This window comes from Bradyrhizobium sp. USDA 4538, assembly GCF_024171045.1.
GTDB classification, from domain to species: domain Bacteria; phylum Pseudomonadota; class Alphaproteobacteria; order Rhizobiales; family Xanthobacteraceae; genus Bradyrhizobium; species Bradyrhizobium australafricanum.
In genome coordinates, this window is sequence record NZ_JALJZE010000001.1 from 7,668,282 (window position 1) to 7,690,153 (window position 21,872).

Consider the following 21,872-nt stretch of genomic DNA (forward strand, 5'->3'; position numbering starts at 1 on the left):
GGATGTTTGACTCACGAGCGATACACACTCGGCGTCGTCCCGGCGAAGGCCGGGACCCATAACCACCAACGATCATTGTTGAGCGACGCTGGAATGACGAGTTCCTTCAACAATACCCGCCGCGGCGTATGGGTCCCCTGCTTTCGCAGGGACGACGAATGGAGAGAGCTGTGTGCTCAGCTCCTTCATCCTTAATCCGCCGCCTGTTCCCGCAGCCGCTGCGCGTACACGTTGATGATCAGCGCCGCGAGCAGGATCAACCCGCGGATCAGGATCTTCAGGAAGCTGTCGATATTGACGTGGTCGAGGCCGTTGTTGAGAACGCCGAGCACGAACAGGCCGACGATGGTGTTGCCGATGCCGCCGCGGCCGCCGAACAGGCTGGTGCCGCCGACCACCACGGCCGCGATCGAATCCAGCAGATAGGTATCGAACTCGTTCTGCTGGGCGCTGCCGAAATGGGCGACGCCGAGCATGCCGCCGATCCCCGAGCACACCGCCGAGATCACCATCACGCTGCCGAGGATGAGCTTGACGTTCAGCCCGGCGAATTCCGCGGCCTCGCGGTTGCCGCCGACCATATAGACGTAGCGGCCGAAGCGCGTGTAGGTCAGCACCAGATGGCCGCCGAGCAGCATCACTGCCGCGACGATCACGATCCAGGGGATGCCGCCGATCGATCCCGAGCCGAGCGTCGTGATCAGGTCCGGCACCTTGTAGGCGATCTGGCCGCGCACCAGCAGTGCCGAGACGCCGGCCGCGATCTGCATCATGGCGAGCGTCATGATGAAGGAGGGGATGCCGATCATGGTCAGCCCCAGCGCATTGACGAGGCCGAGCAGCGCGCACAGCGCCAGCGCCAGCAGGATCGCAGCAAAACCCGGCATCGGGACATTGGCGATGTTGACGTAGGATTCCTGCAGCGTGAAGTACGCCACCGCAATGCCGGTGACGTTGGCGATGCTGGCGATCGACAGGTCGATCTCGGCGCACAGGATCACGAAGGTGAGGCCGACGGCGATGATGCCGGTGACCGACACTTGCGTGAGGATGTTGCCGACATTGTCGATGGTGGCAAACGACGGGCTCGCGATCGCGAAGAAGGCGCTGAGGAAGATCAGCGTCAGGAACGGCGCGATGTTGCGCATCTGCGAGCGCAGGAAGGGCGCCAGCCCGCGCGACCGCTGGTGATCCTCTCGCGCCGTCGCGCCGTCACTGCTTGCCATCATGGCTCTCCATCAAGCGCGATGAGGTCGTCATCGCGCTTTCTCTGTTCGTTTGAGCATGATCTCATCGGAAAACCGCTTCGCACTTTTCCGGATCATGCTCTAGGCCGCCTCCAGCAGCCGGTCCTTGCTGACCGCTTCGCCCGCGAATTCGCGCACCACCGCGCCGCGCTTCAGCACCAGGATCCGGTCGGCCAGCGACAGCACCGTCTCCGGCTCGGTCGACAGCACGATGATCGCCAGCCCCTTGGCGCGGAGATCGCGCACGATGTTGATCACGTCGTTCTTGGCGCCGACATCCATGCCGCGGGTCGGCTCGCACAGCACCAGCACGCGCGGCGGATAGGCGAGCCATTTCGCCAGCGCCACCTTCTGCTGATTGCCGCCGGATAGCATGCCGAGATCGAGGCCGACCACCGGCGGCCGGATCTGCAGTTGCTCGACCTGGCGCTGGGCGATCGCACGCTCGCGCACCGGCTTGAGCAGCAGCGCCGAGATCCGTTCGAGGATGCTGATCGAGATGTTCTTGTAGACCGGTTCCTGGTGGAACAGCATGGCGCGCCGGCTTTCCGGCACCAGGGCGACGCCGGCCCGTCGCGCCGCCGCGGTGCTGCGAAACGTCTTCGCTGCGCCGTCGACCGCAAGCGTTCCGCCGTCGGGTCGCAGCTTGCCGAACAGGATCCGCGACAGCTCCAGCTGCCCGCAGCCCATGAAGCCGTAGATGCCGAGCACTTCGCCGGAGCGGGCCTCGAACGAGACGTCCTGCAGGCTGCGGCGCAGCGAGAGCTGATCGACCTTCAGCACCGCCGCGCCTCCGCCCGGTTGCGGGAGCATCAGGTCATCGGTGTAGCTGTGCTCCAGCGCCTCGCCGCCGCGGCCGATCATGGCCTCGATCAGGGCGCCCTTGGTGGTGTCCGCGGACGCGGTCTCCGCGATCTTCCGCCCGTTGCGGAACACCGTCACCACATCGGAGACCCGCAAAATGTCCTCGATGAAGTGCGAGATGAAGACGATGCTGGTGCCTTCGTCGCGCAGCCTGTGCAGCGTCGCAAACAGGCGTTCGACCTCGGGCGGAGAGAGGGCGGAGGTCGGCTCGTCCAGGATGATGATGCGTGCGCCGGAAAACAGCACGCGGGCGATCTCGATCAGCTGCTGCAGGCCGATCGGCAAATCGCCGAGCCGCGTCATCGGATCGACGTCGATGCCAAACCGTGCCAGCTGCTCGCCGGCCTCGCGCGCCATCCGCCGCCACTGCACGAAGCCGAGGCGGTTGGTCGGCTGGTTGCCGAGGAACACGTTCTCGGCGACCGTGAGATCAGGCGCGACGCTGAGCTCCTGATGCACCATGCCGATGCCGGCGGCGTGCGCGTCGCGGGTGGAGCGGAAGCGGGTTTCCTTGCCGTCCAGCATGAAGCGGCCGGAGAACTCCGGATGCACGCCGGCGATGATCTTCATCAGCGTGCTTTTTCCGGCGCCGTTCTCGCCGACGAGACCGTGGATCTCGCCGGCGTGCAGCGCGAAGTCGACCCCACGAAGGGCTTCGACACCGCCGAAGGCCTTCGTGATCTGGTGCAACTCGAGGATCGCCGAGCGTCCCTGCGTCATGAGGCCCGCTCAGATCAGGAAATGATCCTCCATCCATTGCATGCCGGCGGCGTTGGCCTTGGTCACGACGGGACCATCGGTCACGACGTTCTTCGGAATGCCCTGGCCGCTCTTCTCGCCGCCGACCACGGCGGCGACGCCCGCGACGATCGCGCCGCCATGGATGCGGCAGGACGGATTGCGGACGGTCGCGAACATGCGGCCTTCGCTGACCGCCTGAATCGCCGGCGGCATGGCGTCGACACCGCCGATCAGGATGTTGGTACGGTTGCGCGCCTTCATGATGTTGTAGGCGGCGAGCGCCATGTCGTCATTGTGGAAGAAGGCGGCGTCGATCTGCGAGTATTTGGTCAGATAGGTTTCCCAGAGCCGGGCGGTCTTCGAGACGTCCCAGTCGGCGGGCTGGGTATCCAGCACCTCGATGTTCGGGAACTGCTTGATGACCGAGTTGAAGCCCTTGGCGCGGCCCTGCGCGCCGGTATGGCCGAGCGCGCCCTGGGTCATGATGACCTTGCCCTTGCCGCCGATCGCGTTGCACAGCGCCTGCGTTACGGAGGCGCCCATGAACTCGTTGTCAGGTGCGAGGAACGAGTGGACGTTAATTTGATCGAGAGGAGCAATAAGCGTGTCCATGTCGATCACGGGGGTCCCGGCGTCGATCATCTTCTGCACCGGCTGGGTCAGCGTGCCGATGCCGAACGCCTGGATCGCGACGAAATCCCATTTCTGCGACGCCATGTTGTCGATCGCGGCGCGCTGCTTGACGGCATCGAGCTGGCCGTCGAACCAGGTCACCTCGACGTTGAACAGCTTGCCCCAGAACTCGGCGGCCTGCTTGCCTTGCGCACACCATGTCGCCTGCAGTCCGGCGTTGGAGAATGCCGCCTTCAGCGGCTTTTCCGAGCGTCCCATTTCGGCGGCGAGCGCCGACGTCGTCATGCCCATTCCGCCGAGCAGGCCGGCCGCAGCTCCACCTGCCGCCGCCATCTGCAGAAGGTCGCGCCGCGTCGTCGACGCCTTGTCCATCCCCTTGTCGGTCCCTGGCATTGCTTGCTCCCTCTTCGTTTTTCTGACCGTCGGCGTCAATTGCACGCGCCGCGGATAAAGCGAGTGTGTCACAATCGGAACGGTGATGCTACGGCCTCTCGTCCACGAGATGTTTCTGCTGCAGCACGATGGCTTCGATGTCGCCGAGCAGCTTGTGCCACGCAGCATCGATCTCCGCAGTCCACTGCTCGCCGAGAATTTCACGCAAGCTGTCGGCAATCACGGCGAAGAACGCGACGAACAGTTCGCGCGGCGTTCCGTAGGCGTCGTGTGAGAACACTTCCGATTCGATCAGGCGAAAATGTCCGCGGCGCTCCTCCGCGAAATCGAGGATGGCTTCGATCGTCAGCGCCAGCATCGAGCCTTTCACCGGCTCGCTGCCTTCGGTGCGAAACATCGCCTGCGTCTCGGGATGTTCGCGAAACAGGCGGCGATAGACTGACGGTGTCAGATCATCGCAAGCCGCGGCTGCGAGTTCAAAGCTGCGTTCGATCGGATTCGATGATGGAGTCATAGCGGATTGCGATCATCACATAAAAAAAGAGCAGGGCTCAAAGCCCTGCTCCAAAAATTGTGTCGACCCTACTTGCCCCAAAAATTCGATTTGATCTTGATTGATGGGGTGACGCTGCTTGTGCGCGTCGGGCTCCTCCCGAGACTTGGACCACCAGGACACACCTCGCGGCTGGCCTGAGCCCGAATTGGTAGACTATCTTTCCAGGCTTGTCATCATTTTCGGCAACGATTGTTCAATTTTCGAGCAATTTGCGAAATGATTGGGATGGCGCCACTGGCGGTTGTAACCGGAGATGCAAAACACGTGGCAGGGTAAGGGGATACGACTGATTTCGGAGTTGCCGTGACGCAAGTGCCACGCTCGGTTATTTCCGTCGGCTGGACGAAACCGGACGCGTCGGCGATCTCGACTTCCGGCGTGCATGGTGGTTAGTTCCGTCCCGGATGGTTTTGCGATGCGCCGGCGGCTGAAGAATTTTCTGCCCATCGTCCTGGTTGCCCTTCTGGTGCAGATTCTTGCACCGATCGGGGCCTGCTGGGCGGCGAGCCTTGCCGCGTCCGATCCGCTCGCGGCCGCCACCATCTGCCACGGCGATGCCGGCTCGGGAGCCGGGCAGGGCGACCAGACCGGTCACGACGCCCATGACGGCTGCTGCTCAGCGTGCAGCGTGCTGCAGACCGGTGCGCCCGTTGATAGCCCGCAAGTTACCGCTCAGGCCGTCGAACGCCTGCCGAGCCGGATCGCCTGGCTTGATTTCGCCTCCGAGCTCGATCGTTCGCGCGCCGGCCTCTCGGCGCAAGCCCGCGCCCCGCCGCTGTTTTCCTGACGACCTTGTCGCTGCCGGTGCGTCCCGCGCCGGCAAGTGCCCTTGAGCAAGCCGGCCGAAGTGCCGGTGTCAGGATTCATCCATGTTTCGCTATCACCCGCTGGAGGCGGCAAGCATGCTCGCGCTGGGCGCGACGCTTTGCGCATTGCCGTCCGCTGCCGAAGCCCAGGCGCCCAGCACAGAGCTACCCTCCGTCACCGTCGAGGCGCCCCGGACGGCGGTGCGCGCCAAGCCGGCGGCGCCGAAGCCGCGGGCTCGTGCGGCGTCCGTGCGGCGGCCACCGAAGCCGGCGACAGCGCCGGCCGTGACGGCGGCCCCAGCGGGCGTCGCGAGGCCGGGGGAGACGCTTGCCGCGACCCGCGACGGTTTGAACCGGGCGCCGACAGGCCAGACGCAGACGACCATCGACCGCAGCCAGTTCGACAACCGACCGGCGTTCTCCGTCGCCGATGTGCTGCGGGACAGTCCGGGCATCTCGATCAAGCAGGGCAACGGCCCGCGTGATTTCGGTATCTCGATCCGCGGGTCGAATGCGCGGAACGGCTTCGGCATCCGCAACCTCGTCATCTTCGACGACGGTTTCCCGGTGACCCAGCCGGACGGCCTGTCGCGCAGCGACCTGATCGATCCGCATGCCTATGGCGCCATCGACGTGGTCCGCGGGCCGTCATCGGCGCTCTACGGCAATTATGCGACCGGCGGCGCGCTGAATTTCAGGACCCGGCCGGGCGGCACGATCGACGGCGTCGAGTATGGCGTCGACGGCGGCAGCTTCGGTTACCTCAACAACTATCTCGCGGCGGGCAAGAAGGTCGGCAATTTCGAGGGCTCGCTGTTCGCGAGCGACGCGCGCGGCGACGGCTACATCGGCAACAGCTGGTTCAACACCCAGACCGTCAATTTCCTCGGCACGCTGCAGGTCACGCCGGACGACCGCTTCACGGTGAAGCTGATCAATAATGACCTGACGACGCGCCTGCCGATCCGCTCCTCGCTCAACCAGTTCTACCAGAACCCGTTCCAGCTGGGTTGCACGACCGGCGCGACGGCCGCGCCGGGATGCGCCACCGTGACGCTGTTCAACAATGGGTTCAACGCGGCGGCCGGGACCGACAGGGAGACCGCGCTTCAGGCGGGCCTTGGGCGCGACGACCGCCGTACCATCGTCGGCGGCCGCTGGGAGCACGACTTCGACAACCAGACCACCTGGCGCAACCAGTTCGTGTTCGACGACCGCAACATCAACCAGCCGACGGGATCGACGAGCGCGATCGGCGACTTCCCGTCCTACAACTACATGAGCGACGTCGTCAGACGCGGCGATGTGTTCGGACTGGATTCGACCACCTATTTCGGCGGCTTCTACAATAGGCTCACCGCCTCGAGCGATACGCGCAATGTGATGCCGGGCGGAAATGCGACGCTCGGAAGCCTGTCGAGCAATTTGTTCAGCACGACGACAAATTACGGTGTTCGCGCACGCGAGGAACTGAAGCTCACACCTGCGCTGACCGCCGTTGCCGGCATTGGCTGGGAGACCACCAGCCTCACCGGGCGGAACACCGCCTATGGCTATGCCGGCGCGGCCGGGACCAGGACCACGGCGATCACGACGGCGGACCGGCAATTCCAGAATACCGCGCCCGAGCTCGCATTGCTGTACCGGCTGAGCAGCGAGTGGCAAGTCCGCGGGCGGGTGGCAACCGGATACGGCACGCCGCAGGTCGGCAATCTGTTCGTCCTGCCGAGTGGCGCCTCGGGCAACAACACCCAGCTGCAGACGCAAAAGAATCTCGGTTACGATGTCGGTGCCGACTGGACACCGAACAACGCGCTCAAGCTCAGCGTCACCGGCTTCTACGAGTTCTTCAAGGACGAGCTCGTTTCTCAGGCCACGCCGCTTGCGGGCATCTCCTACACGTTCAACGCGCCGCGATCGGAGCATCGCGGCGTCGAGCTGGCCGCCGACTGGAAATTCCTGCCGGGCTGGCGGTTCTCGGCGGCCTACACTTATCTCGACGAGGTCTACACGGAATACGTCGAGAACATCACGAACGGCGCGGTGTTCAGCTTCAATCGCGCCGGCAACAAGATTCCCGGCATTTCACCGAACGAGCTCACGGCGCGGTTGGGCTACGACCAGCTGTCGGGTCAGTTTCAGGGACTTGGCGGGTTCGTCGAAGTGCAGTGGAAGGACAGCTTCTACATGGATAACGCCAACCTCTTGAAGGCGCCGGGCTATGAGCTGGTCAATCTCAACCTGCACTACAAGACCGATCTCGTCTCCGATTACTTCAAGGCGCTGAACCTCTACATCGAGGTGAGGAACGTCTTCGACCGGACCTACGTGGCGTCGGCGAACAACATCTCAAATTCGGTGACCGCGGCAGGCATTCAAAATCCCGCGAGCGTACTGGCGAACTCGACCAACTCGATCTATGCCGGATCGCCGCGCGCCTTCGTGGCGGGCATGAAGATTGCGTTCAAATGAGGAGCGCATCGATGACCTATCGCAAACCGGTCGCCCTGACGCTGCTTGCATCGCTCATGCTCGCGGCCTTGCCGAGCCTTGCCGTCGCACAGATGAGCCATCAGCACGCCTCCGAAGCGGCCTGCGAAGAGACGGCCCTGCGCTGCGCGACCAAGGTCACGCCCGCCTTTGGGCGGGATGGGACATTGTGGCTGGCGTGGATGGCCGGAGGTCAGATCTCCGTCGCGAGCTCAAAAGACCAGGGCAAGAGCTTTTCCACACCGGTGCAGGTCAGCCGGGAGCGGCTCAATCTCGATTGGGGACCGGATGCGCGGCCGAAGCTTGCGATCGATGCCAAGGGCAACATCGCTGTGGCCTTCTCGATCTTCCGCGATCAGAATTTCAACGGTCAGGTGCTGACCACGCGATCGACCGATGGCGGGCGCAGCTTCGAAGCGCCGAAGCCGATCACCGCGAGCAATGAGAGCCAACGTTTCGAGGCGATTGGCTTCGATCCTGCGGGGGCGGTGTTTGCCGCGTGGCTCGACAAGCGTAACCGCGTGCCGGCGCAGCAGCGCGGCCAGAAATATGATGGTGCCGGATTGTTTTTCGCGTCATCCGGAGATGGCGGAGCAACCTATTCCGACGCGCGGCTCGTCGCCGACAACACCTGCGAGTGCTGCCGCCTTGCGCTGGCATTCGATGGCGCGGGCCGTCCGGTGGTCGTGTTCCGGAACATCTTTGAGGGTGGCGTGCGCGACCATGCGATCGTGACGTTCTCCGACCTGGCTACGCCCGGCGAGATCGATCGGGTGAGCCACGACGACTGGCAGATCGCGGCCTGTCCGCATCACGGTCCGAGCCTGACGATATCGCGCGAAGGAACCTACCATGTGACGTGGTACACCAACGGCAAGGCGCGCAAGGGATTGTTCTATGCGCGCTCGAGCGACGGCGGCAAAACCTTCTCCGATCCGCTTCCGGTCGGTCAGCCGAACCGCAGCCCGTCACGGCCGCAGATTATCGCGGGGCCGCAGGGGCTTGTCATGGCCTGGAAGGAATTCGACGGGCAGAAGACGACAATCGATCTCATGACATCGCACGACGATGGAGCGACATGGTCGAAGCCAAGGGTGATCGCGGATACCGCCGACAGTTCCGACCATCCGCTGCTCGTCTCGGACAGCCGGCAGACCTATCTGTCGTGGATGACGAAGGCCGACGGCTACCATTTTCAAGCGATCGAGGGCGAACCATGAAGCGTTATCTGCTCGCGGCGCTGGTCCTGCTCGCAACGCTGCCGTCCGCATTGGCGGCGGGAGAGGGCGCGCCAAAGCCGTTCGAACGCGGCAGCTGGCAGAAGCTGCTGCATGCGCATGCCGGTCGTCCGACCCTGGTGCATTTCTGGGGAGTGACCTGCGGACCATGCAAGGTCGAGCTGCCGGAGCTTGGCCAGTTCATGAAGGATCATCCCGGAATCGATATCGTCACGATCAGCGCGGATCTGGTTCCCAACCTTCCGGAAGCGACGCGATCGATGCTGGATCGCGCCGGCCTCGGCGCGGCCGAAAACTGGATCTTCGACGACGGCTTTGCCGAGCGGTTGAGATTTGAGATCGATCCGGCCTGGCAAGGCGATATCCCGCGAACCATGCTGATTTCCCGGGATGGAACGATCACGACGATCGAAGGGTCGGCCGAAATCGCCGATCTGAACAAATGGTCCAGCGCCCAGTCGGCAGCAACCCGATGACACTTGAATTTCAACTTGAAAGGAAATCCGTCGCCATGAAGACGCTCTCCCGCATCCTTGCCCTCGCAGCGCTGACCGCTGCACTCGTCTCGACGTCCGCGCGCGCGGAGGACGTCAAGGCCGGCGATCTCGTGATCACGCAGGCCTGGACGCGCGCAACGCCGAACGGTGCCAAGATCGGCGGCGGCTACCTGACGATCGAGAACAAGGGGACGACGCCCGACCGGCTGGTGTCAGGCACCGGCGATGTTGCCGGCAAGATCGAAGTCCACGAGATGTCGATGGACAATGGCGTGATGAAGATGCGTGCGCTCGACAAGGGCCTCACCATCGAGCCCGGCAAGACCGTGAAGCTCGCGCCGGGCGGCTATCACCTGATGATGTTCGATCTGAAGAATCCGCTGAAGCAGGGCGACAAGGTGCCGGTCACGCTCGAGTTCGAAAAGGCCGGCAAGGTCTCGGTCTCGCTGGACGTGCAGGCCGTCGGCGCGCAGGGGCCGGGCGGCGGTCATTCCGGTCACATGGACATGAAAAAGATGTGAGGCAGCCATGCGATCACAGACGCTCCTCATTGCCACGGCGGCGCTGCTCGCAGCGCAGCCGGCGATCGCGCATATCACGCTCGAAGGAAAGCAGGCGGTGGTCGGATCGTACTACAAGGCGGTGTTCGCCGTGCCGCATGGCTGCGCGGGCTCGGCGACAATCAAGATCCGGGTGCAGATTCCGGAGGGTGTGATCGGAGTTAAGCCAATGCCGAAGGCGGGTTGGACTCTCGATACGGTCACCGGCAAATACGCCGCGCAATACGACTATCACGGCGCCAAGCTTTCCGAGGGCGTCAAGGAAGTCGCCTGGAGCGGTGGCAAGCTTGCGGATCAGAACTACGACGAGTTCGTGATGCAGACGTTTGTCACCGATACCTTGAAGCCCAACACCACGTTGTACTTTCCGGTCGTGCAGGAGTGCGAGCAGGGCGTCAGCCGCTGGATCGATACCCCAGCCGACGGGCAGGGCGGCCGGCACGACCATGGCAGCAAGACACCGGCTCCCGGCGTCAAGCTGCTGCCGAAGTCGTAAGCGATGCGGCTGGTCGCAAACCTCGCAACGCTGCTCGTGGCGCTGTGTCTTGCGACCTCGGCCCATGCGCATGCCGTCCTGATCGGCGCAGAACCGGCCGACGGCAGTGTGATGGCTGAAGCACCCAGGACGGTGGTGCTCCGCTTCAACGAAGCGGTGGCGCCGACGGCGGTCAGCCTACTCGACGCTGCGGGCAAGCCGCGCGACGTCGCGATCCGCGCCGTCGACCAGTCGGTGGTGGTGACGCTGCCGGCGGGCCTGCCGCAGGGCACGCAGGTGGTCAGCTATCGCGTGGTGTCGCAGGATGGCCATCCGGTCGCCGGCTCGTTGCTGTTCTCGATCGGCGTCGTCACCGGCTCGGCGGCGCCGTCAAGCGACGGCGTGCTCCATGCACTGATCTGGCTCGCGCGGCTCGGGCTCTATCTGGGCTTGTTTGTCGGCGTCGGCGGCGTGTTCTTTGCCGCCTGGATCGGGCAGGGCCCGGCCGGCGAACGGTTGATCATGTGGTCGCTGAAGATCGGCCTTGTCGGCGCGATCGCGTCGCTTGGACTGCAGGGCGTCGACCTCTTGAACCTGCCGCTCTCGGGCATCGTGACGTGGGCGGCGTGGGCCAGCGCCGCCGGCACCAGCCTGTTCCCAGCGCTGCTGCTCGCGATGGCCGCGATGCTGATCGCGGCGATTGCCTGGCGCAGCCCGTCGTTCGGTGCAGCCTTTACCCGCACTGCAATCGCAATGATCTGTGTCGGGCTGTCGTTTGCGGTCAGCGGCCATGCCGCCACCGCCTCGCCGCAATGGCTGACGCGGACCGCGCTGTTCATCCACGGCATTGGCCTGGCGTTCTGGATGGGCGCGCTGGCGCCGCTGGCAGTGCTTGCCTGGCAGCGCAAGGATTCGCTGCTGCGGGTGCTGCGGCATTTTTCGACGCTCGCGGTGCCGGTCGTCGCATTGATCGCCTTGTCGGGCCTGGCGCTCGCCATCGTCCAGCTCGAAAGCTTTCACGCGCTGATCGACACCGGGTACGGCAACATCCTGGTCGCGAAACTGGTGCTGGTGGTGCTGCTGCTCGGGCTCGCTGCGCTGAACCGGTTGGTGTTCACGCCGGCCATCGCGCGCGAGTTTCATCGGACACGGCCGCTGCAGCGCTCGATCGGGCTCGAATTCGTGCTGATGATCGCCATTCTGGGCCTCGTCGCACTCTGGCGCTTCACGCCGCCGCCGCGCGTGCTGGCGATGTCGGCCGATGTTCCGCTCGCGGTCCACATTCACACTGATGCCGCGATGTTCCAGGTGCTAATCGCGCCGGGCAAGGTCGGGCCGAACAACTTCGTGCTGCAGCTGATGAACGGCGATGCCAGTCCGTTCGCGGCCAAGGAAGCGACGCTGACGCTGAGCCTGCCCGAGCGCGGCATCGAACCGATGGAACGCGCCGCGGCGCGCGGTGCCGATGGCTATTGGCACGTGCGCAAGGTGCCGCTGCCGGTGCCGGGCCGCTGGCACATGCAGATCGACGCCCTGGTGACCGATTTCAAGAAAGTGACACTGGAAGACGATTTCGAGGTCAGGTAAAGCCGCGGTCGGCGCGCTCGGCACTTCGATGGCACGCAATTCGTTCAAATGGCCGAAAATCGCCTGATTTGAAGGGTTTTTCTTATTTGGCGGCCTTGTGTTTTCACAGCCGATCCGGTTTCACTGCAGCTCTTCCCACGCTTTCCTGATTCCCGAGTAACGCCATGCGATTGTCGCGGTTTTTCCTGCCCATCCTGAAAGAAAACCCGAAAGAGGCGGAGATCGTCTCGCATCGGCTGATGCTGCGCGCGGGCATGATGCGGCAGGAGGCTGCCGGCATTTATGCCTGGCTGCCGCTCGGCTTCCGGGTGCTGAAGAAGATCGAGCAGATCGTTCGCGAGGAACAGGACCGCGCCGGCGCGCTCGAGCTCTTGATGCCGACGCTGCAGCTCGCCGATCTCTGGCGCGAAAGCGGCCGCTACGACGCCTACGGCCCGGAGATGCTGCGCATCCTCGATCGTCACAAGCGCGAGCTGTTGTACGGGCCGACCAACGAGGAAATGATCACGGAGATTTTCCGCTCCTACATCAAGTCCTACAAGAACCTGCCGCTCAACCTCTACCACATCCAGTGGAAATTCCGCGACGAGCAGCGTCCGCGCTTCGGCGTGATGCGCGGCCGCGAGTTCCTGATGAAGGACGCCTATTCGTTCGACCTCGACGAGGCCGGCGCGCGGCGCTCCTACAACAAGATGTTCGTTGCCTATTTGCGCACCTTTGCGCGGATGGGCCTCAAGGCGATCCCGATGCGGGCCGAGACCGGCCCGATCGGCGGCGACCTCAGCCACGAATTCATCGTGCTCGCAGAGACCGGCGAGTCCGGCGTCTACATCAACCGCGATGTGCTGGACCTGCCGGTGCCGGGCGCGGACGTCGATTATGACAGTGATCTAACGCCGATCATCAAGCAGTGGACTTCGGTCTACGCCGCGACCGAGGACGTCCACGAGGCTGCGCGCTTCGAACAGGAAGTGCCTGAGGCAAAGCGGCTGAACACGCGCGGCATCGAGGTCGGCCAGATCTTCTATTTCGGCACCAAATATTCCGAGACCATGAAGGCGATGGTGGCCGGTCCCGACGGCGTCGACGTGCCGATCCATGGCGGCTCCTACGGCGTCGGCGTGTCGCGTCTGGTCGGTGCGATCATCGAAGCGTGTCATGATGACGCCGGCATCAAATGGCCCGAGGCCGTCGCGCCGTTCCGCGCCGCGATCCTCAATCTCAAGCAGGGCGATGCCGCGGTCGATGGCGCCTGCGAGCAGCTTTATCGCGAGCTCTCGGCGAAGGGCGTCGACGTGCTCTACGACGACACCGACCAGCGTGCCGGCGCCAAGTTCGCCGCGGCCGATCTGATCGGCATCCCGTGGCAGATTCTGGTCGGACCCAAGGGGCTTGCGGACGGCAAGGTCGAAGTGAAGCGTCGCAGCGACGGCTCACGAGACAACATGAGCCCCGCCGACGTGGTCGCGAAGCTCGCGGGTTAAAGTTTATTCACGCCGCGCTGATCGGCGGGGTAATCCGGCCACATTTGGCCCGAATCATGGGATTATCGGCAGATGGATGAGACCATGAGCGAGCCAGTCCGTACCCCGCCCTTTGCGCCATTCGAATGGCTGCTGTCCGGACGCTATCTGCGCGCGCGCCGCAAGGAAGGCTTCATTTCGGTCATCGCCGGCTTTTCGTTCCTCGGCATCATGCTCGGCGTCGCCACGCTGATCGTGGTGATGGCGGTCATGAACGGCTTCCGCAAGGAGTTGCTGGACAAGATCCTCGGCCTCAACGGACATATTCTGGTGCAGCCGCTGGAATCGCCGCTGACCGACTGGAAGGATGTCGCCGACCGCATCAGCCAGGTGCAGGGCATCCGCCTCGCCGCGCCGGTGGTCGACGGGCAGGGGCTCGGCTCATCGCCGTTCAACGCCGCCGGCGTCTTCATCCGCGGCATCCGCGCCGACGATCTCAACAACCTCACCTCGATCGCCAAGAACATCAAACAAGGCTCGCTCGAGGGCTTTGATGAGGGGCAGGGCGTCGCGATCGGTCGCCGCCTCGCCGACCAGCTTTCGCTGCATGCCGGCGACATGATCACGCTGGTCTCGCCGAAGGGCGCGGTGACGCCGATGGGCACCACGCCGCGCATCAAGCCCTACAAGATCACTGCGGTGTTCGAGATCGGCATGTCGGAATATGATTCGACCTTCGTGTTCATGCCGCTGACCGAGGCGCAGGCCTATTTCAACCGCAACAACGACGTGTCCTCGATCGAGGTGTTCACCACCAATCCGGACAAGATCGAAACCTATCGCAAGCTGGTGACCGAGGCGGCCGGCCGGCCGGTGTTCCTGGTCGACTGGCGGCAGCGCAATTCGACCTTCTTCAACGCGCTTCAGGTCGAACGCAACGTGATGTTCCTGATCCTGACCATGATCGTGCTGGTCGCGGCGCTCAACATCGTCTCGGGATTGATCATGCTGGTGAAGGACAAGGGCCAGGACATCGCGATCCTGCGTACCATGGGCGCCTCGCAGGGTTCGATCATGCGGATATTCCTGATCACCGGCGCGTCGATCGGCGTCGTCGGCACGCTGGTCGGTCTGCTGGTCGGCTTGCTGATCTGTTTCAACATCGAAACCATCAGGCAATTCCTGTCGTGGCTCACCAACACGGAACTGTTCGATCCCACGCTGTATTTCCTGTCGAAGCTGCCTGCTGAAATCGATTTTGGCGAGACGCTCGCCGTCGTGATCATGGCGCTGACGCTGTCCTTCCTTGCGACGCTCTACCCGTCGTGGCGCGCCGCGCGCCTCGATCCGGTCGACGCGCTCCGGTACGAATAAGGAGCGCACATGGCGGAGGGGGCGGAAGACACACCGGTCGTCTATCTTCATGACATCAAGCGGGAATACCGGCAGGGCGAAGCGACGCTGACCGTCCTGAACGGCGCCAATCTCGCGCTGTGGCCCGGTCAATCGGTGGCGCTGGTGGCGCCGTCGGGATCCGGCAAGTCGACATTGCTGCACATCGCGGGCCTGCTGGAGACCCCCGATGACGGCGAAGTCTATGTCGCGGGCACGCCGACCTCGCAGATGTCCGACGTCGACCGCACCCAGATTCGCCGTTCCGATATCGGCTTCGTCTATCAATCGCACCGGCTGCTGCCGGAGTTCTCGGCGCTCGAGAACGTCATGCTGCCGCAGATGATTCGCGGCCTCAAACGCTCCGAAACCGTGAAACGGTCGACCGAGATTCTCTCCTATCTGGGGCTCGGCGATCGCATCACCCATCGCCCAACCGAGCTCTCGGGCGGCGAGCAGCAGCGTGTCGCGATCGCGCGCGCGGTTGCCAACGCGCCCCGGGTACTGTTCGCGGACGAGCCGACCGGCAATCTCGATCCCGGCACGGCCGACCACGTCTTCAACGCGCTGATGCAACTCGTGAAGGCGACCCGGGTCGCGATGCTGATCGCGACTCACAATCTGGATCTCGCCGCGCGAATGGATCGCCGGGTGTCGCTGTCGAACGGACAGGTTGTCGAGCTCGAATAGTGCGCCGTCGCGTGAACTGGCTAGCGGTGCGCGTGAAGAAGCCGCGCTAAGACGAGAGAATCCGGAGCCTTTTTCCGTGTCGCTTCGGTCGGAACGAAATGCTTCTGGCTCTCAATAAGCGGGGCGAGGCCGTCTGCCGGATGCTCTCGGCTGCCTGTCGATCGGCGGCCCGGCATAATAGGGGTTGTTGATGCAGATCGCCGCGAGGCCGGACGCCGAAGCCTGGCACTGCGCGATCGACGTGTAGCCGCAGTCGGTATCCTCACCGCCCCATCGGTAGTTGGTTTTGCAGACCGGCGAGGTCGAATCGTATTTCTGGGCGCTGGCCGGCGCGGCTGCCAAGGCCAGGAGTGTCGGCAAGAGTGCCAGAATCAGACTGCGCATCAGAAATCTCCTCGTCGGCGCCGGCAATGCTGATGCCGAGCGCGCGCGAATAGGCACCTGTGCGCAGCGCCGGATCAACTCACATTCCCGCGCCGGGGTTGCCGGACCGAGCGTATCAGTGGATGAACAGGTCGAAGAAATTGCCCTCACGGCGGTCCCGCGGGGACACGTGAAGATACGAGCGCGGGTCGTTGTCGCCGGCATAATAGGGGTTGGCGATGCAGTTCTGCCCGATGCCCGAAGCGGTGGCCAGGCACGCCTCATACGACGGATAGGAGCAGTTGCTCAGGCCGGGATAGCGGTCGCCTTGAATGCAGAACGGGTAACGCACGCCGACGGCGTGTGCGGCGCAGTCCCCAGCGTCGCAAATGCGACCACAGACGCCGCAGCAGCAAGAATCATTCGTCCGCATGTGCATTCCTTTTGCTGCGAAGATTCGACCTTGGCGACGATCCAAATCGGACAAGCCGGTTCCGGTCAACGATCTTGCGCGCAGCTGCGCACGCAGATCCGAATTGTGAAGATTGTGCGGCAACTATGTGGCAAAAGTTCCAGGAAGTGCCCGTAATACAGTATTAACTTCAAATTTGAGGGAAGTCGTTTGGCCCTGCCTGTTGCCGCGAAGTTACAGCAATTCCGCCGGGGGCTGCTATGACGGTGTCTCGCGGCCTTGGGGGCCTGTAGAAAAAGTTGGAACGGGAAAATGAAAAAGATTTTGCTTGTCACCGCCAGCATGCTCGCGCTCAGCGCGACTGCTGCTTCCGCGGCTGACCTCGCGGCTCGCCCTTACACCAAGGCTCCGCCGCCCATGGTTGCCGCTGTTTATGATTGGACTGGCTTCTACATTGGTATCAACGGTGGTTGGGGCCAGAGCCACGACAACCGTTCGGTCGACGGCTTCGGCGGCGTCGGAAGCTTCGACGCCAACGGCGGCACCGTCGGTGGCCAGATCGGCTATCGCTGGCAGGCCGGCGGCTGGGTGTTCGGTCTGGAAGCTCAGGGCAACTGGGCTGACTTCTCCGGCAGCACCGGCAACCTGGTCGTCCCGGGCGGCATCGTTCGCTCGAAGACCGATGCGTTCGGCCTGTTCACCGGTCAGATCGGCTACGCCTGGAACAACGTCCTGTTGTACGCCAAGGGCGGTGCTGCGGTCACCGATCGCAACTTCCAGTTCCTCAACGCGGCCGGCAATCTGGCGTCCGAGACCGGCTTCGACACCCGTTGGAGCCCGACGGTGGGCGTTGGCCTCGAATTCGCCTTCTCGCAGGGCTGGTCGCTCGGCGTCGAGTACAACCACATCTTCGAAGATACCCATGGCGCGACCTTCGTGACCCCGGCTGGTGTTGCCGTGACCGGCTTCCACACCGGTGGCGACACCGACATGGTCCTCGGCCGTCTGAACTACAAGTTCGGTGGCCCGGTCATCGCGAAGTACTGATCGCTCGCTTAATTCAAGCGGCATCGAAAACCCCGGGCTTCGGCCCGGGGTTTTTTGTTGGCCTGGCGGCGCCGGCCCGTCGGCCAGGAGCAGGGGACGGGCTTTGCCCGTCCGCTTCGGGATTCGGGTCGGATTTGATTGGACGAGGCCTTCCGACCGAACGGTCATCGCCGCATATTCCCGGCATGACGGACCTGCAGCTGACCTCCCAACTGACGTGCCCATCCTGCGGCCATGTCTCCATCGAGACGATGCCGACCGACGCCTGCCAGTTCTTCTACGATTGCATGGGCTGCGGCACTCGCCTGAAACCGAAAGCAGGAGATTGCTGCGTGTTTTGCTCATACGGAACGGTCCCGTGCCCGCCCAAGCAGGCGGGGGGCTGTTGTGGTAGCTAGCTCCCCGGAGCCTCAAGACACGCTCGTCATCGGATCATTGATGGCGCCGAGACGTCGGCCGGCCGGGAATTAACCACGGAGGTCACTTCTCGAACCGGGTCGCCGGCGTTGCTTGACTCCTAGAACAAAAAAGGAACAATGTTCTGCATACGTTCCAGTTCAGGGAGAGCGGCCATGTTGAAGATTTTCGTACAGGAAGCTGCAGCGCTGGCATCGATCACGCTGTTCGTCGGGATGATCGCGGTGTGGGCCCAGCTGATCACCCAATTCTGAAAATGCGCCCGCGGGGACAGGGGCATCGCCGGCGGCATGGTCTGCCCCTGGGGAAAAGCAGGAGGACTTGCCGCCACGCCGCGTTCGGCGTGGACTTGGCAGGGGTCAGGCCCCACGATGGGATTGCGAGTCGGGTCTGACACTTTCGAGTTCCGGCCCTGGCGCTCGCTCCATCCCTGACTCAAGAGATTCCGTAAGCAGCCATGCCGAATGCCGGATTCGTTCACCTTCACGTTCATTCCGCTTATTCGCTGCTGAAGGGCTCGATCAAGATCGCCAAGCTGGGCGAACTCGCGAAGGCCGACCGCCAGCCGGCGCTGGCGCTGACCGATACCGACAACATGTTCGGCGCGCTGGAATTCTCCGACAAGATGGCCGGCTACGGCATCCAGCCGATCGTCGGCTGCGAGCTGGCGGTGGATTTCGGCGACGTCGATCCGAATACGCGCAGCATCCTTGCGACGACGGGCCCGGCGCGAATCGTGCTGCTGGCGGCGCGCGAGCGCGGCTACCGCAGCCTGATGCGGCTGAACTCGCGGGCGTTCCTGGAGACGCCGGTCAACCAGACCCCGCACATCAAGTTCGATTGGCTCACCGACGACGCCGAAGACCTGATTGCGCTGACCGGCGGCCCGGACGGGCCGATCGCGCTGGCGCTCCGGGCCGAGCAGGCGGCGCTGGCGATCACCCGCTGCGAACGCCTGGCCGGCCTATTCGGCGATCGCCTCTACATCGAATTGCAGCGCCACGGCGCCGACAAGGAACGCCGCACCGAAGGCGGCCTGATCGATCTCGCCTACAGCAAGGGCCTGCCGCTGGTGGCGACCAACGAGCCGTATTTTGCCAGCAATGACGACTACGAATCGCATGACGCGCTGCTCTGCATCGCCGGCGGCCATCTGATTGCCGAGACCAACCGCGAGCAACTGACCCCGGATCACCGCTTCAAGACCCGCGCGGAAATGGCGGTGCTGTTCGCCGACATCCCGGAGGCGCTGGCCTCGACGGTGGAGATCGCCGAGCGCTGCTCGTTCCGGCCGAAGACCCGCAAGCCGATCCTGCCGTTCTTCACGGTGGGTGCCGCCGCCAGCGCCGATGCCGCCGCCGACGAGGCCGCCGAGTTGAAGCGCCAGGCCGAGGAGGGGCTCGCGAATCGCCTGCGGGTACACGGTCTCTCGCCGGGAATGACCGAAGAGGACTACAGCAAGCGGCTTGCCTTCGAGCTCGACGTCATCACCCGCATGAAATACGCGGGCTACTTCCTGATCGTCTCCGACTTCATCAAATGGGCGAAGGCGCAGGGCATTCCGGTCGGACCGGGCCGCGGCTCCGGCGCGGGCTCGCTGGTCGCCTGGGTGCTTACCATCACCGACCTCGATCCGATGCGGTTTGCGCTGCTGTTCGAGCGCTTCCTCAATCCCGAACGCGTCTCGATGCCGGACTTCGACATCGACTTCTGCCAGGACCGCCGCGGCGAGGTGATCCAGTACGTGCAGGAGCGCTACGGCCGCGACCAGGTGGCGCAGATCATCACCTTCGGTACGCTGCAGGCGCGCGGCGTGCTGCGCGACGTCGGGCGCGTGCTGCAGATGCCCTATGGGCAGGTCGACAAGCTGACCAAGCTGGTGCCGCAGAATCCCGCTGCACCCGTGACGCTGGCGCAGGCGATCGAGGGCGAGCCGAAGCTGCAGGCGTTCCGCGACGAGGATCCGGTGGTCGCGCGTGCGTTCGATATCGCGCAGCGCCTCGAAGGCCTGACGCGCCACGCTTCGACCCACGCCGCCGGTATCGTGATCGGCGACCGGCCGCTGAGCGAGCTGGTGCCGCTCTACCGCGATCCGAAATCCGACATGCCAGTCACCCAGTTCAACATGAAATGGGTCGAGCCGGCGGGCCTCGTGAAATTCGACTTCCTCGGCCTGAAGACGCTGACCGTGCTCGACGTCGCGGTGAAGCTGCTCAAGCAGCGCAACGTTCATGTCGATCTCGCGACGCTCCCGATCGACGATGCGCCAAGCTATCAGATGCTGGCGCGGGGCGATGTCGTCGGCGTGTTCCAGGTGGAAAGCCAGGGCATGCGGCGCGCGCTGATCGACATGCGGCCGGACCGCTTCGAGGACATCATCGCGCTGGTGGCGCTGTATCGCCCGGGCCCGATGGCGAACATCCCGACCTATTGCGCGCGCAAGCACGGCGACGAGGAATCGGAATATCTGCATCCGATCCTGGAGCCGATTCTGAAGGAGACCTTCGGCGTCATCATCTATCAGGAACAGGTGATGCAGATCGCGCAGCAGATGGCTGGCTACTCGCTCGGCCAGGCCGACCTGCTGCGCCGCGCGATGGGCAAGAAGATCCGCGCCGAGATGGACAAGCAGCGCGACATCTTCGTCGACGGTGCGATGAAGAACGGCGTGGCGAAGGGCCAGGCCGAGACGATCTTCGAGCTGCTCGCCAAGTTCGCCGACTACGGCTTCAACAAGAGCCACGCGGCGGCCTATGCGCTGGTGTCGTACCACACCGCCTATATGAAGGCGCATTACCCGGTCGAGTTCCTCGCGGCGTCGATGACGCTCGAACTCAACAACACCGACAAGCTGTCCGAATTCCGTTCCGAGGCGCAGCGGCTCGGCATCAAGGTCGAGGCGCCCAACATCAATCGCTCCGGCGCGACCTTTGAGGTCAGCGACAACACGATCTACTACGCGCTCGCGGCGCTGAAGGGCGTCGGCATCCAGGCGGTCGAGCAGATCATCGAGGAGCGCAACAAGAAGGGCGCCTTCACCTCGCTCGCCGATTTCGCCGCGCGGGTGAGCCCGCGCGCCGTCAACAAGCGGATCATCGAGAGCCTTGCGGCGGCCGGCGCCTTCGACACGCTGGAGCCGAACCGCGCGCGCGTCTTCGCCGGCGCCGATGCGATCCTCGCCGCCTGCCAGCGCAGCCATGAGGCGGCGACCTCGGGTCAGAACGACATGTTCGGCGGCGCGGCGGATGCGCCGAGCATTATGCTGCCGCAGATCGAGCCGTGGCTGCCCGCGGACCGGCTGCGGCGCGAATACGACGCCATCGGCTTCTTCCTGTCGGGCCATCCGCTCGACGACTACGCGACCGCGCTGAAGCGGCTGCGCGTGCAGTCCTGGGCGGAATTCTCGCGCGCGGTGAAGACCGGCGCCACGGCGGGCAAGGTCGCGGCAACCGTGGTGTCGCGCATGGAGCGGCGCACCAAGACCGGCAACAAGATGGGCATCATGGGCCTGTCGGACCCGACCGGCCATTTCGAAGCGGTGCTGTTCTCGGAGGGCCTTGCGCAATACCGCGACGTGCTCGAGCCGGGCGCGGCCGTGCTGTTGCAGCTCGGCGCCGAATTGCAGGGCGAGGACGTGCGGGCGAGGGTGCTGCACGCCGAGCCGCTGGATCACGCCGCGGCCAAGACGCAGAAGGGCCTGCGGATATTCGTGCGCGACACCAAGCCGCTGGAGTCGATCGCCCGCCGGCTCAACATGCCGGAAGCCGCGCCCGCCCCGGGCGGCGCCGCAAAGGCACCGGCCGTGAAGCCGGCCGCCGCGCCGCCACCGGCGGCGGGGGCCGATGGCGACGTCTCGCTGGTGATGATGCTGGACCTCGAGACCGAGGTGGAGATGAAGTTGCCCGGCCGCTACAAGGTCTCGCCGCAGATAGCCGGCGCGATCAAGGCGGTGGCGGGCGTGGTCGACGTGCAGACGCTGTAAAGGGGGCCTCCGGGCCGCC

General features: G+C 64.3%; 19 protein-coding genes. 13 read left to right on the forward strand and 6 right to left on the reverse strand.

Going from position 1 to position 21,872, the window contains the following annotated elements:
- Positions 1 to 191: 191 nt before the first annotated feature.
- From J2R78_RS35220 to J2R78_RS35235, 4 genes are all read right to left on the reverse strand, one after another.
- Entirely contained in the window at positions 192 to 1,226 is a 1,035-nt protein-coding gene (locus tag J2R78_RS35220) for an ABC transporter permease (protein WP_253610005.1), read from the reverse strand.
- A 102-nt stretch (positions 1,227 to 1,328) separates the two neighbouring features.
- A complete protein-coding gene (locus J2R78_RS35225) occupies positions 1,329 to 2,831 on the reverse strand; it encodes a sugar ABC transporter ATP-binding protein (RefSeq protein ID WP_253608462.1) in 1,503 nt (500 codons plus the stop codon).
- A gap of 9 nt (positions 2,832 to 2,840) precedes the next feature.
- Positions 2,841 to 3,878: a sugar ABC transporter substrate-binding protein gene (locus tag J2R78_RS35230; RefSeq protein WP_253590132.1), complete on the reverse strand. Its 1,038-nt coding sequence runs from the start codon at positions 3,876 to 3,878 to the stop codon at positions 2,841 to 2,843.
- Between the two features lie 88 nt (positions 3,879 to 3,966).
- Positions 3,967 to 4,392: a globin gene (locus J2R78_RS35235; RefSeq protein WP_253608463.1), complete on the reverse strand. Its 426-nt coding sequence runs from the start codon at positions 4,390 to 4,392 to the stop codon at positions 3,967 to 3,969.
- Between the two features lie 457 nt (positions 4,393 to 4,849).
- Here J2R78_RS35235 and J2R78_RS35240 point away from each other — a divergent pair, with 457 nt between their 5' ends.
- From J2R78_RS35240 to J2R78_RS35285, 10 genes are all read left to right on the forward strand, one after another.
- Positions 4,850 to 5,221: a DUF2946 domain-containing protein gene (locus tag J2R78_RS35240; RefSeq protein WP_253608464.1), complete on the forward strand. Its 372-nt coding sequence runs from the start codon at positions 4,850 to 4,852 to the stop codon at positions 5,219 to 5,221.
- Positions 5,222 to 5,303: 82 nt separating this feature from the next.
- Positions 5,304 to 7,712: a TonB-dependent receptor gene (locus tag J2R78_RS35245; protein ID WP_253608465.1), complete on the forward strand. Its 2,409-nt coding sequence runs from the start codon at positions 5,304 to 5,306 to the stop codon at positions 7,710 to 7,712.
- A gap of 11 nt (positions 7,713 to 7,723) precedes the next feature.
- Entirely contained in the window at positions 7,724 to 8,950 is a 1,227-nt protein-coding gene (locus tag J2R78_RS35250) for a sialidase family protein (RefSeq protein WP_253608466.1), read from the forward strand.
- Entirely contained in the window at positions 8,947 to 9,444 is a 498-nt protein-coding gene (locus J2R78_RS35255) for a TlpA disulfide reductase family protein (protein WP_225647468.1), read from the forward strand. The genes J2R78_RS35250 and J2R78_RS35255 overlap by 4 nt, the downstream gene beginning before the upstream one ends.
- Before the next feature lie 35 nt (positions 9,445 to 9,479).
- Positions 9,480 to 9,986: a copper chaperone PCu(A)C gene (locus J2R78_RS35260; protein WP_253608467.1), complete on the forward strand. Its 507-nt coding sequence runs from the start codon at positions 9,480 to 9,482 to the stop codon at positions 9,984 to 9,986.
- 7 nt (positions 9,987 to 9,993) lie between these two features.
- Entirely contained in the window at positions 9,994 to 10,521 is a 528-nt protein-coding gene (locus tag J2R78_RS35265; RefSeq protein WP_253608468.1) for a YcnI family protein, read from the forward strand.
- A gap of 3 nt (positions 10,522 to 10,524) precedes the next feature.
- On the forward strand, positions 10,525 to 12,087 hold the full coding sequence (locus J2R78_RS35270) for a copper resistance CopC/CopD family protein (protein WP_253608469.1): 1,563 nt from the start codon (positions 10,525 to 10,527) through the stop codon (positions 12,085 to 12,087).
- 164 nt (positions 12,088 to 12,251) lie between these two features.
- Complete coding sequence (gene proS / locus J2R78_RS35275; protein ID WP_225159004.1) at positions 12,252 to 13,571, forward strand: proline--tRNA ligase; 1,320 nt, start codon at positions 12,252 to 12,254, stop codon at positions 13,569 to 13,571.
- 72 nt (positions 13,572 to 13,643) lie between these two features.
- Complete coding sequence (locus tag J2R78_RS35280) at positions 13,644 to 14,924, forward strand: lipoprotein-releasing ABC transporter permease subunit (RefSeq protein WP_028339647.1); 1,281 nt, start codon at positions 13,644 to 13,646, stop codon at positions 14,922 to 14,924.
- A gap of 9 nt (positions 14,925 to 14,933) precedes the next feature.
- Entirely contained in the window at positions 14,934 to 15,632 is a 699-nt protein-coding gene (locus J2R78_RS35285) for an ABC transporter ATP-binding protein (protein WP_253608470.1), read from the forward strand.
- A gap of 111 nt (positions 15,633 to 15,743) precedes the next feature.
- Here J2R78_RS35285 and J2R78_RS35290 read toward each other — a convergent pair whose 3' ends face one another.
- Both J2R78_RS35290 and J2R78_RS35295 read right to left on the reverse strand, forming a co-directional pair.
- On the reverse strand, positions 15,744 to 16,016 hold the full coding sequence (locus tag J2R78_RS35290) for a DUF3551 domain-containing protein (protein WP_057016489.1): 273 nt from the start codon (positions 16,014 to 16,016) through the stop codon (positions 15,744 to 15,746).
- A gap of 115 nt (positions 16,017 to 16,131) precedes the next feature.
- The gene (locus J2R78_RS35295) at positions 16,132 to 16,482 is read right to left on the reverse strand and encodes a DUF3551 domain-containing protein (RefSeq protein WP_253608471.1); all 351 of its coding nucleotides are present in this window, start codon (positions 16,480 to 16,482) and stop codon (positions 16,132 to 16,134) included.
- A gap of 237 nt (positions 16,483 to 16,719) precedes the next feature.
- Between J2R78_RS35295 and J2R78_RS35300 the strand changes: the two genes are divergently transcribed.
- From J2R78_RS35300 to dnaE, 3 genes are all read left to right on the forward strand, one after another.
- Positions 16,720 to 17,454, forward strand: coding sequence for an outer membrane protein (locus J2R78_RS35300; protein ID WP_028333998.1), 735 nt, complete (start codon positions 16,720 to 16,722; stop codon positions 17,452 to 17,454).
- A gap of 185 nt (positions 17,455 to 17,639) precedes the next feature.
- Positions 17,640 to 17,852: a GDCCVxC domain-containing (seleno)protein gene (locus tag J2R78_RS35305; RefSeq protein WP_375167083.1), complete on the forward strand. Its 213-nt coding sequence runs from the start codon at positions 17,640 to 17,642 to the stop codon at positions 17,850 to 17,852.
- A 476-nt stretch (positions 17,853 to 18,328) separates the two neighbouring features.
- Complete coding sequence (dnaE, locus tag J2R78_RS35310; protein ID WP_253608472.1) at positions 18,329 to 21,853, forward strand: DNA polymerase III subunit alpha; 3,525 nt, start codon at positions 18,329 to 18,331, stop codon at positions 21,851 to 21,853.
- Positions 21,854 to 21,872: the final 19 nt, after the last annotated feature.

Excerpts from the sequence above, each read along its gene's own strand:
- J2R78_RS35220 (WP_253610005.1), bottom strand. The coding sequence starts at position 1,226 with ATGGCAAGCAGTGACGGCGCGACGGCGCGAGAGGATCACCAGCGGTCG.
- J2R78_RS35225 (WP_253608462.1), bottom strand. The coding sequence starts at position 2,831 with ATGACGCAGGGACGCTCGGCGATCCTCGAGTTGCACCAGATCACGAAG.
- J2R78_RS35230 (WP_253590132.1), bottom strand. The coding sequence starts at position 3,878 with ATGCCAGGGACCGACAAGGGGATGGACAAGGCGTCGACGACGCGGCGC.
- J2R78_RS35235 (WP_253608463.1), bottom strand. The coding sequence starts at position 4,392 with ATGACTCCATCATCGAATCCGATCGAACGCAGCTTTGAACTCGCAGCC.
- J2R78_RS35240 (WP_253608464.1), top strand. The coding sequence starts at position 4,850 with ATGCGCCGGCGGCTGAAGAATTTTCTGCCCATCGTCCTGGTTGCCCTT.
- J2R78_RS35245 (WP_253608465.1), top strand. The coding sequence starts at position 5,304 with ATGTTTCGCTATCACCCGCTGGAGGCGGCAAGCATGCTCGCGCTGGGC.
- J2R78_RS35250 (WP_253608466.1), top strand. The coding sequence starts at position 7,724 with ATGACCTATCGCAAACCGGTCGCCCTGACGCTGCTTGCATCGCTCATG.
- J2R78_RS35255 (WP_225647468.1), top strand. The coding sequence starts at position 8,947 with ATGAAGCGTTATCTGCTCGCGGCGCTGGTCCTGCTCGCAACGCTGCCG.
- J2R78_RS35260 (WP_253608467.1), top strand. The coding sequence starts at position 9,480 with ATGAAGACGCTCTCCCGCATCCTTGCCCTCGCAGCGCTGACCGCTGCA.
- J2R78_RS35265 (WP_253608468.1), top strand. The coding sequence starts at position 9,994 with ATGCGATCACAGACGCTCCTCATTGCCACGGCGGCGCTGCTCGCAGCG.
- J2R78_RS35270 (WP_253608469.1), top strand. The coding sequence starts at position 10,525 with ATGCGGCTGGTCGCAAACCTCGCAACGCTGCTCGTGGCGCTGTGTCTT.
- proS (WP_225159004.1), top strand. The coding sequence starts at position 12,252 with ATGCGATTGTCGCGGTTTTTCCTGCCCATCCTGAAAGAAAACCCGAAA.
- J2R78_RS35280 (WP_028339647.1), top strand. The coding sequence starts at position 13,644 with ATGGATGAGACCATGAGCGAGCCAGTCCGTACCCCGCCCTTTGCGCCA.
- J2R78_RS35285 (WP_253608470.1), top strand. The coding sequence starts at position 14,934 with ATGGCGGAGGGGGCGGAAGACACACCGGTCGTCTATCTTCATGACATC.
- J2R78_RS35290 (WP_057016489.1), bottom strand. The coding sequence starts at position 16,016 with ATGCGCAGTCTGATTCTGGCACTCTTGCCGACACTCCTGGCCTTGGCA.
- J2R78_RS35300 (WP_028333998.1), top strand. The coding sequence starts at position 16,720 with ATGAAAAAGATTTTGCTTGTCACCGCCAGCATGCTCGCGCTCAGCGCG.
- J2R78_RS35305 (WP_375167083.1), top strand. The coding sequence starts at position 17,640 with ATGACGGACCTGCAGCTGACCTCCCAACTGACGTGCCCATCCTGCGGC.
- dnaE (WP_253608472.1), top strand. The coding sequence starts at position 18,329 with ATGCCGAATGCCGGATTCGTTCACCTTCACGTTCATTCCGCTTATTCG.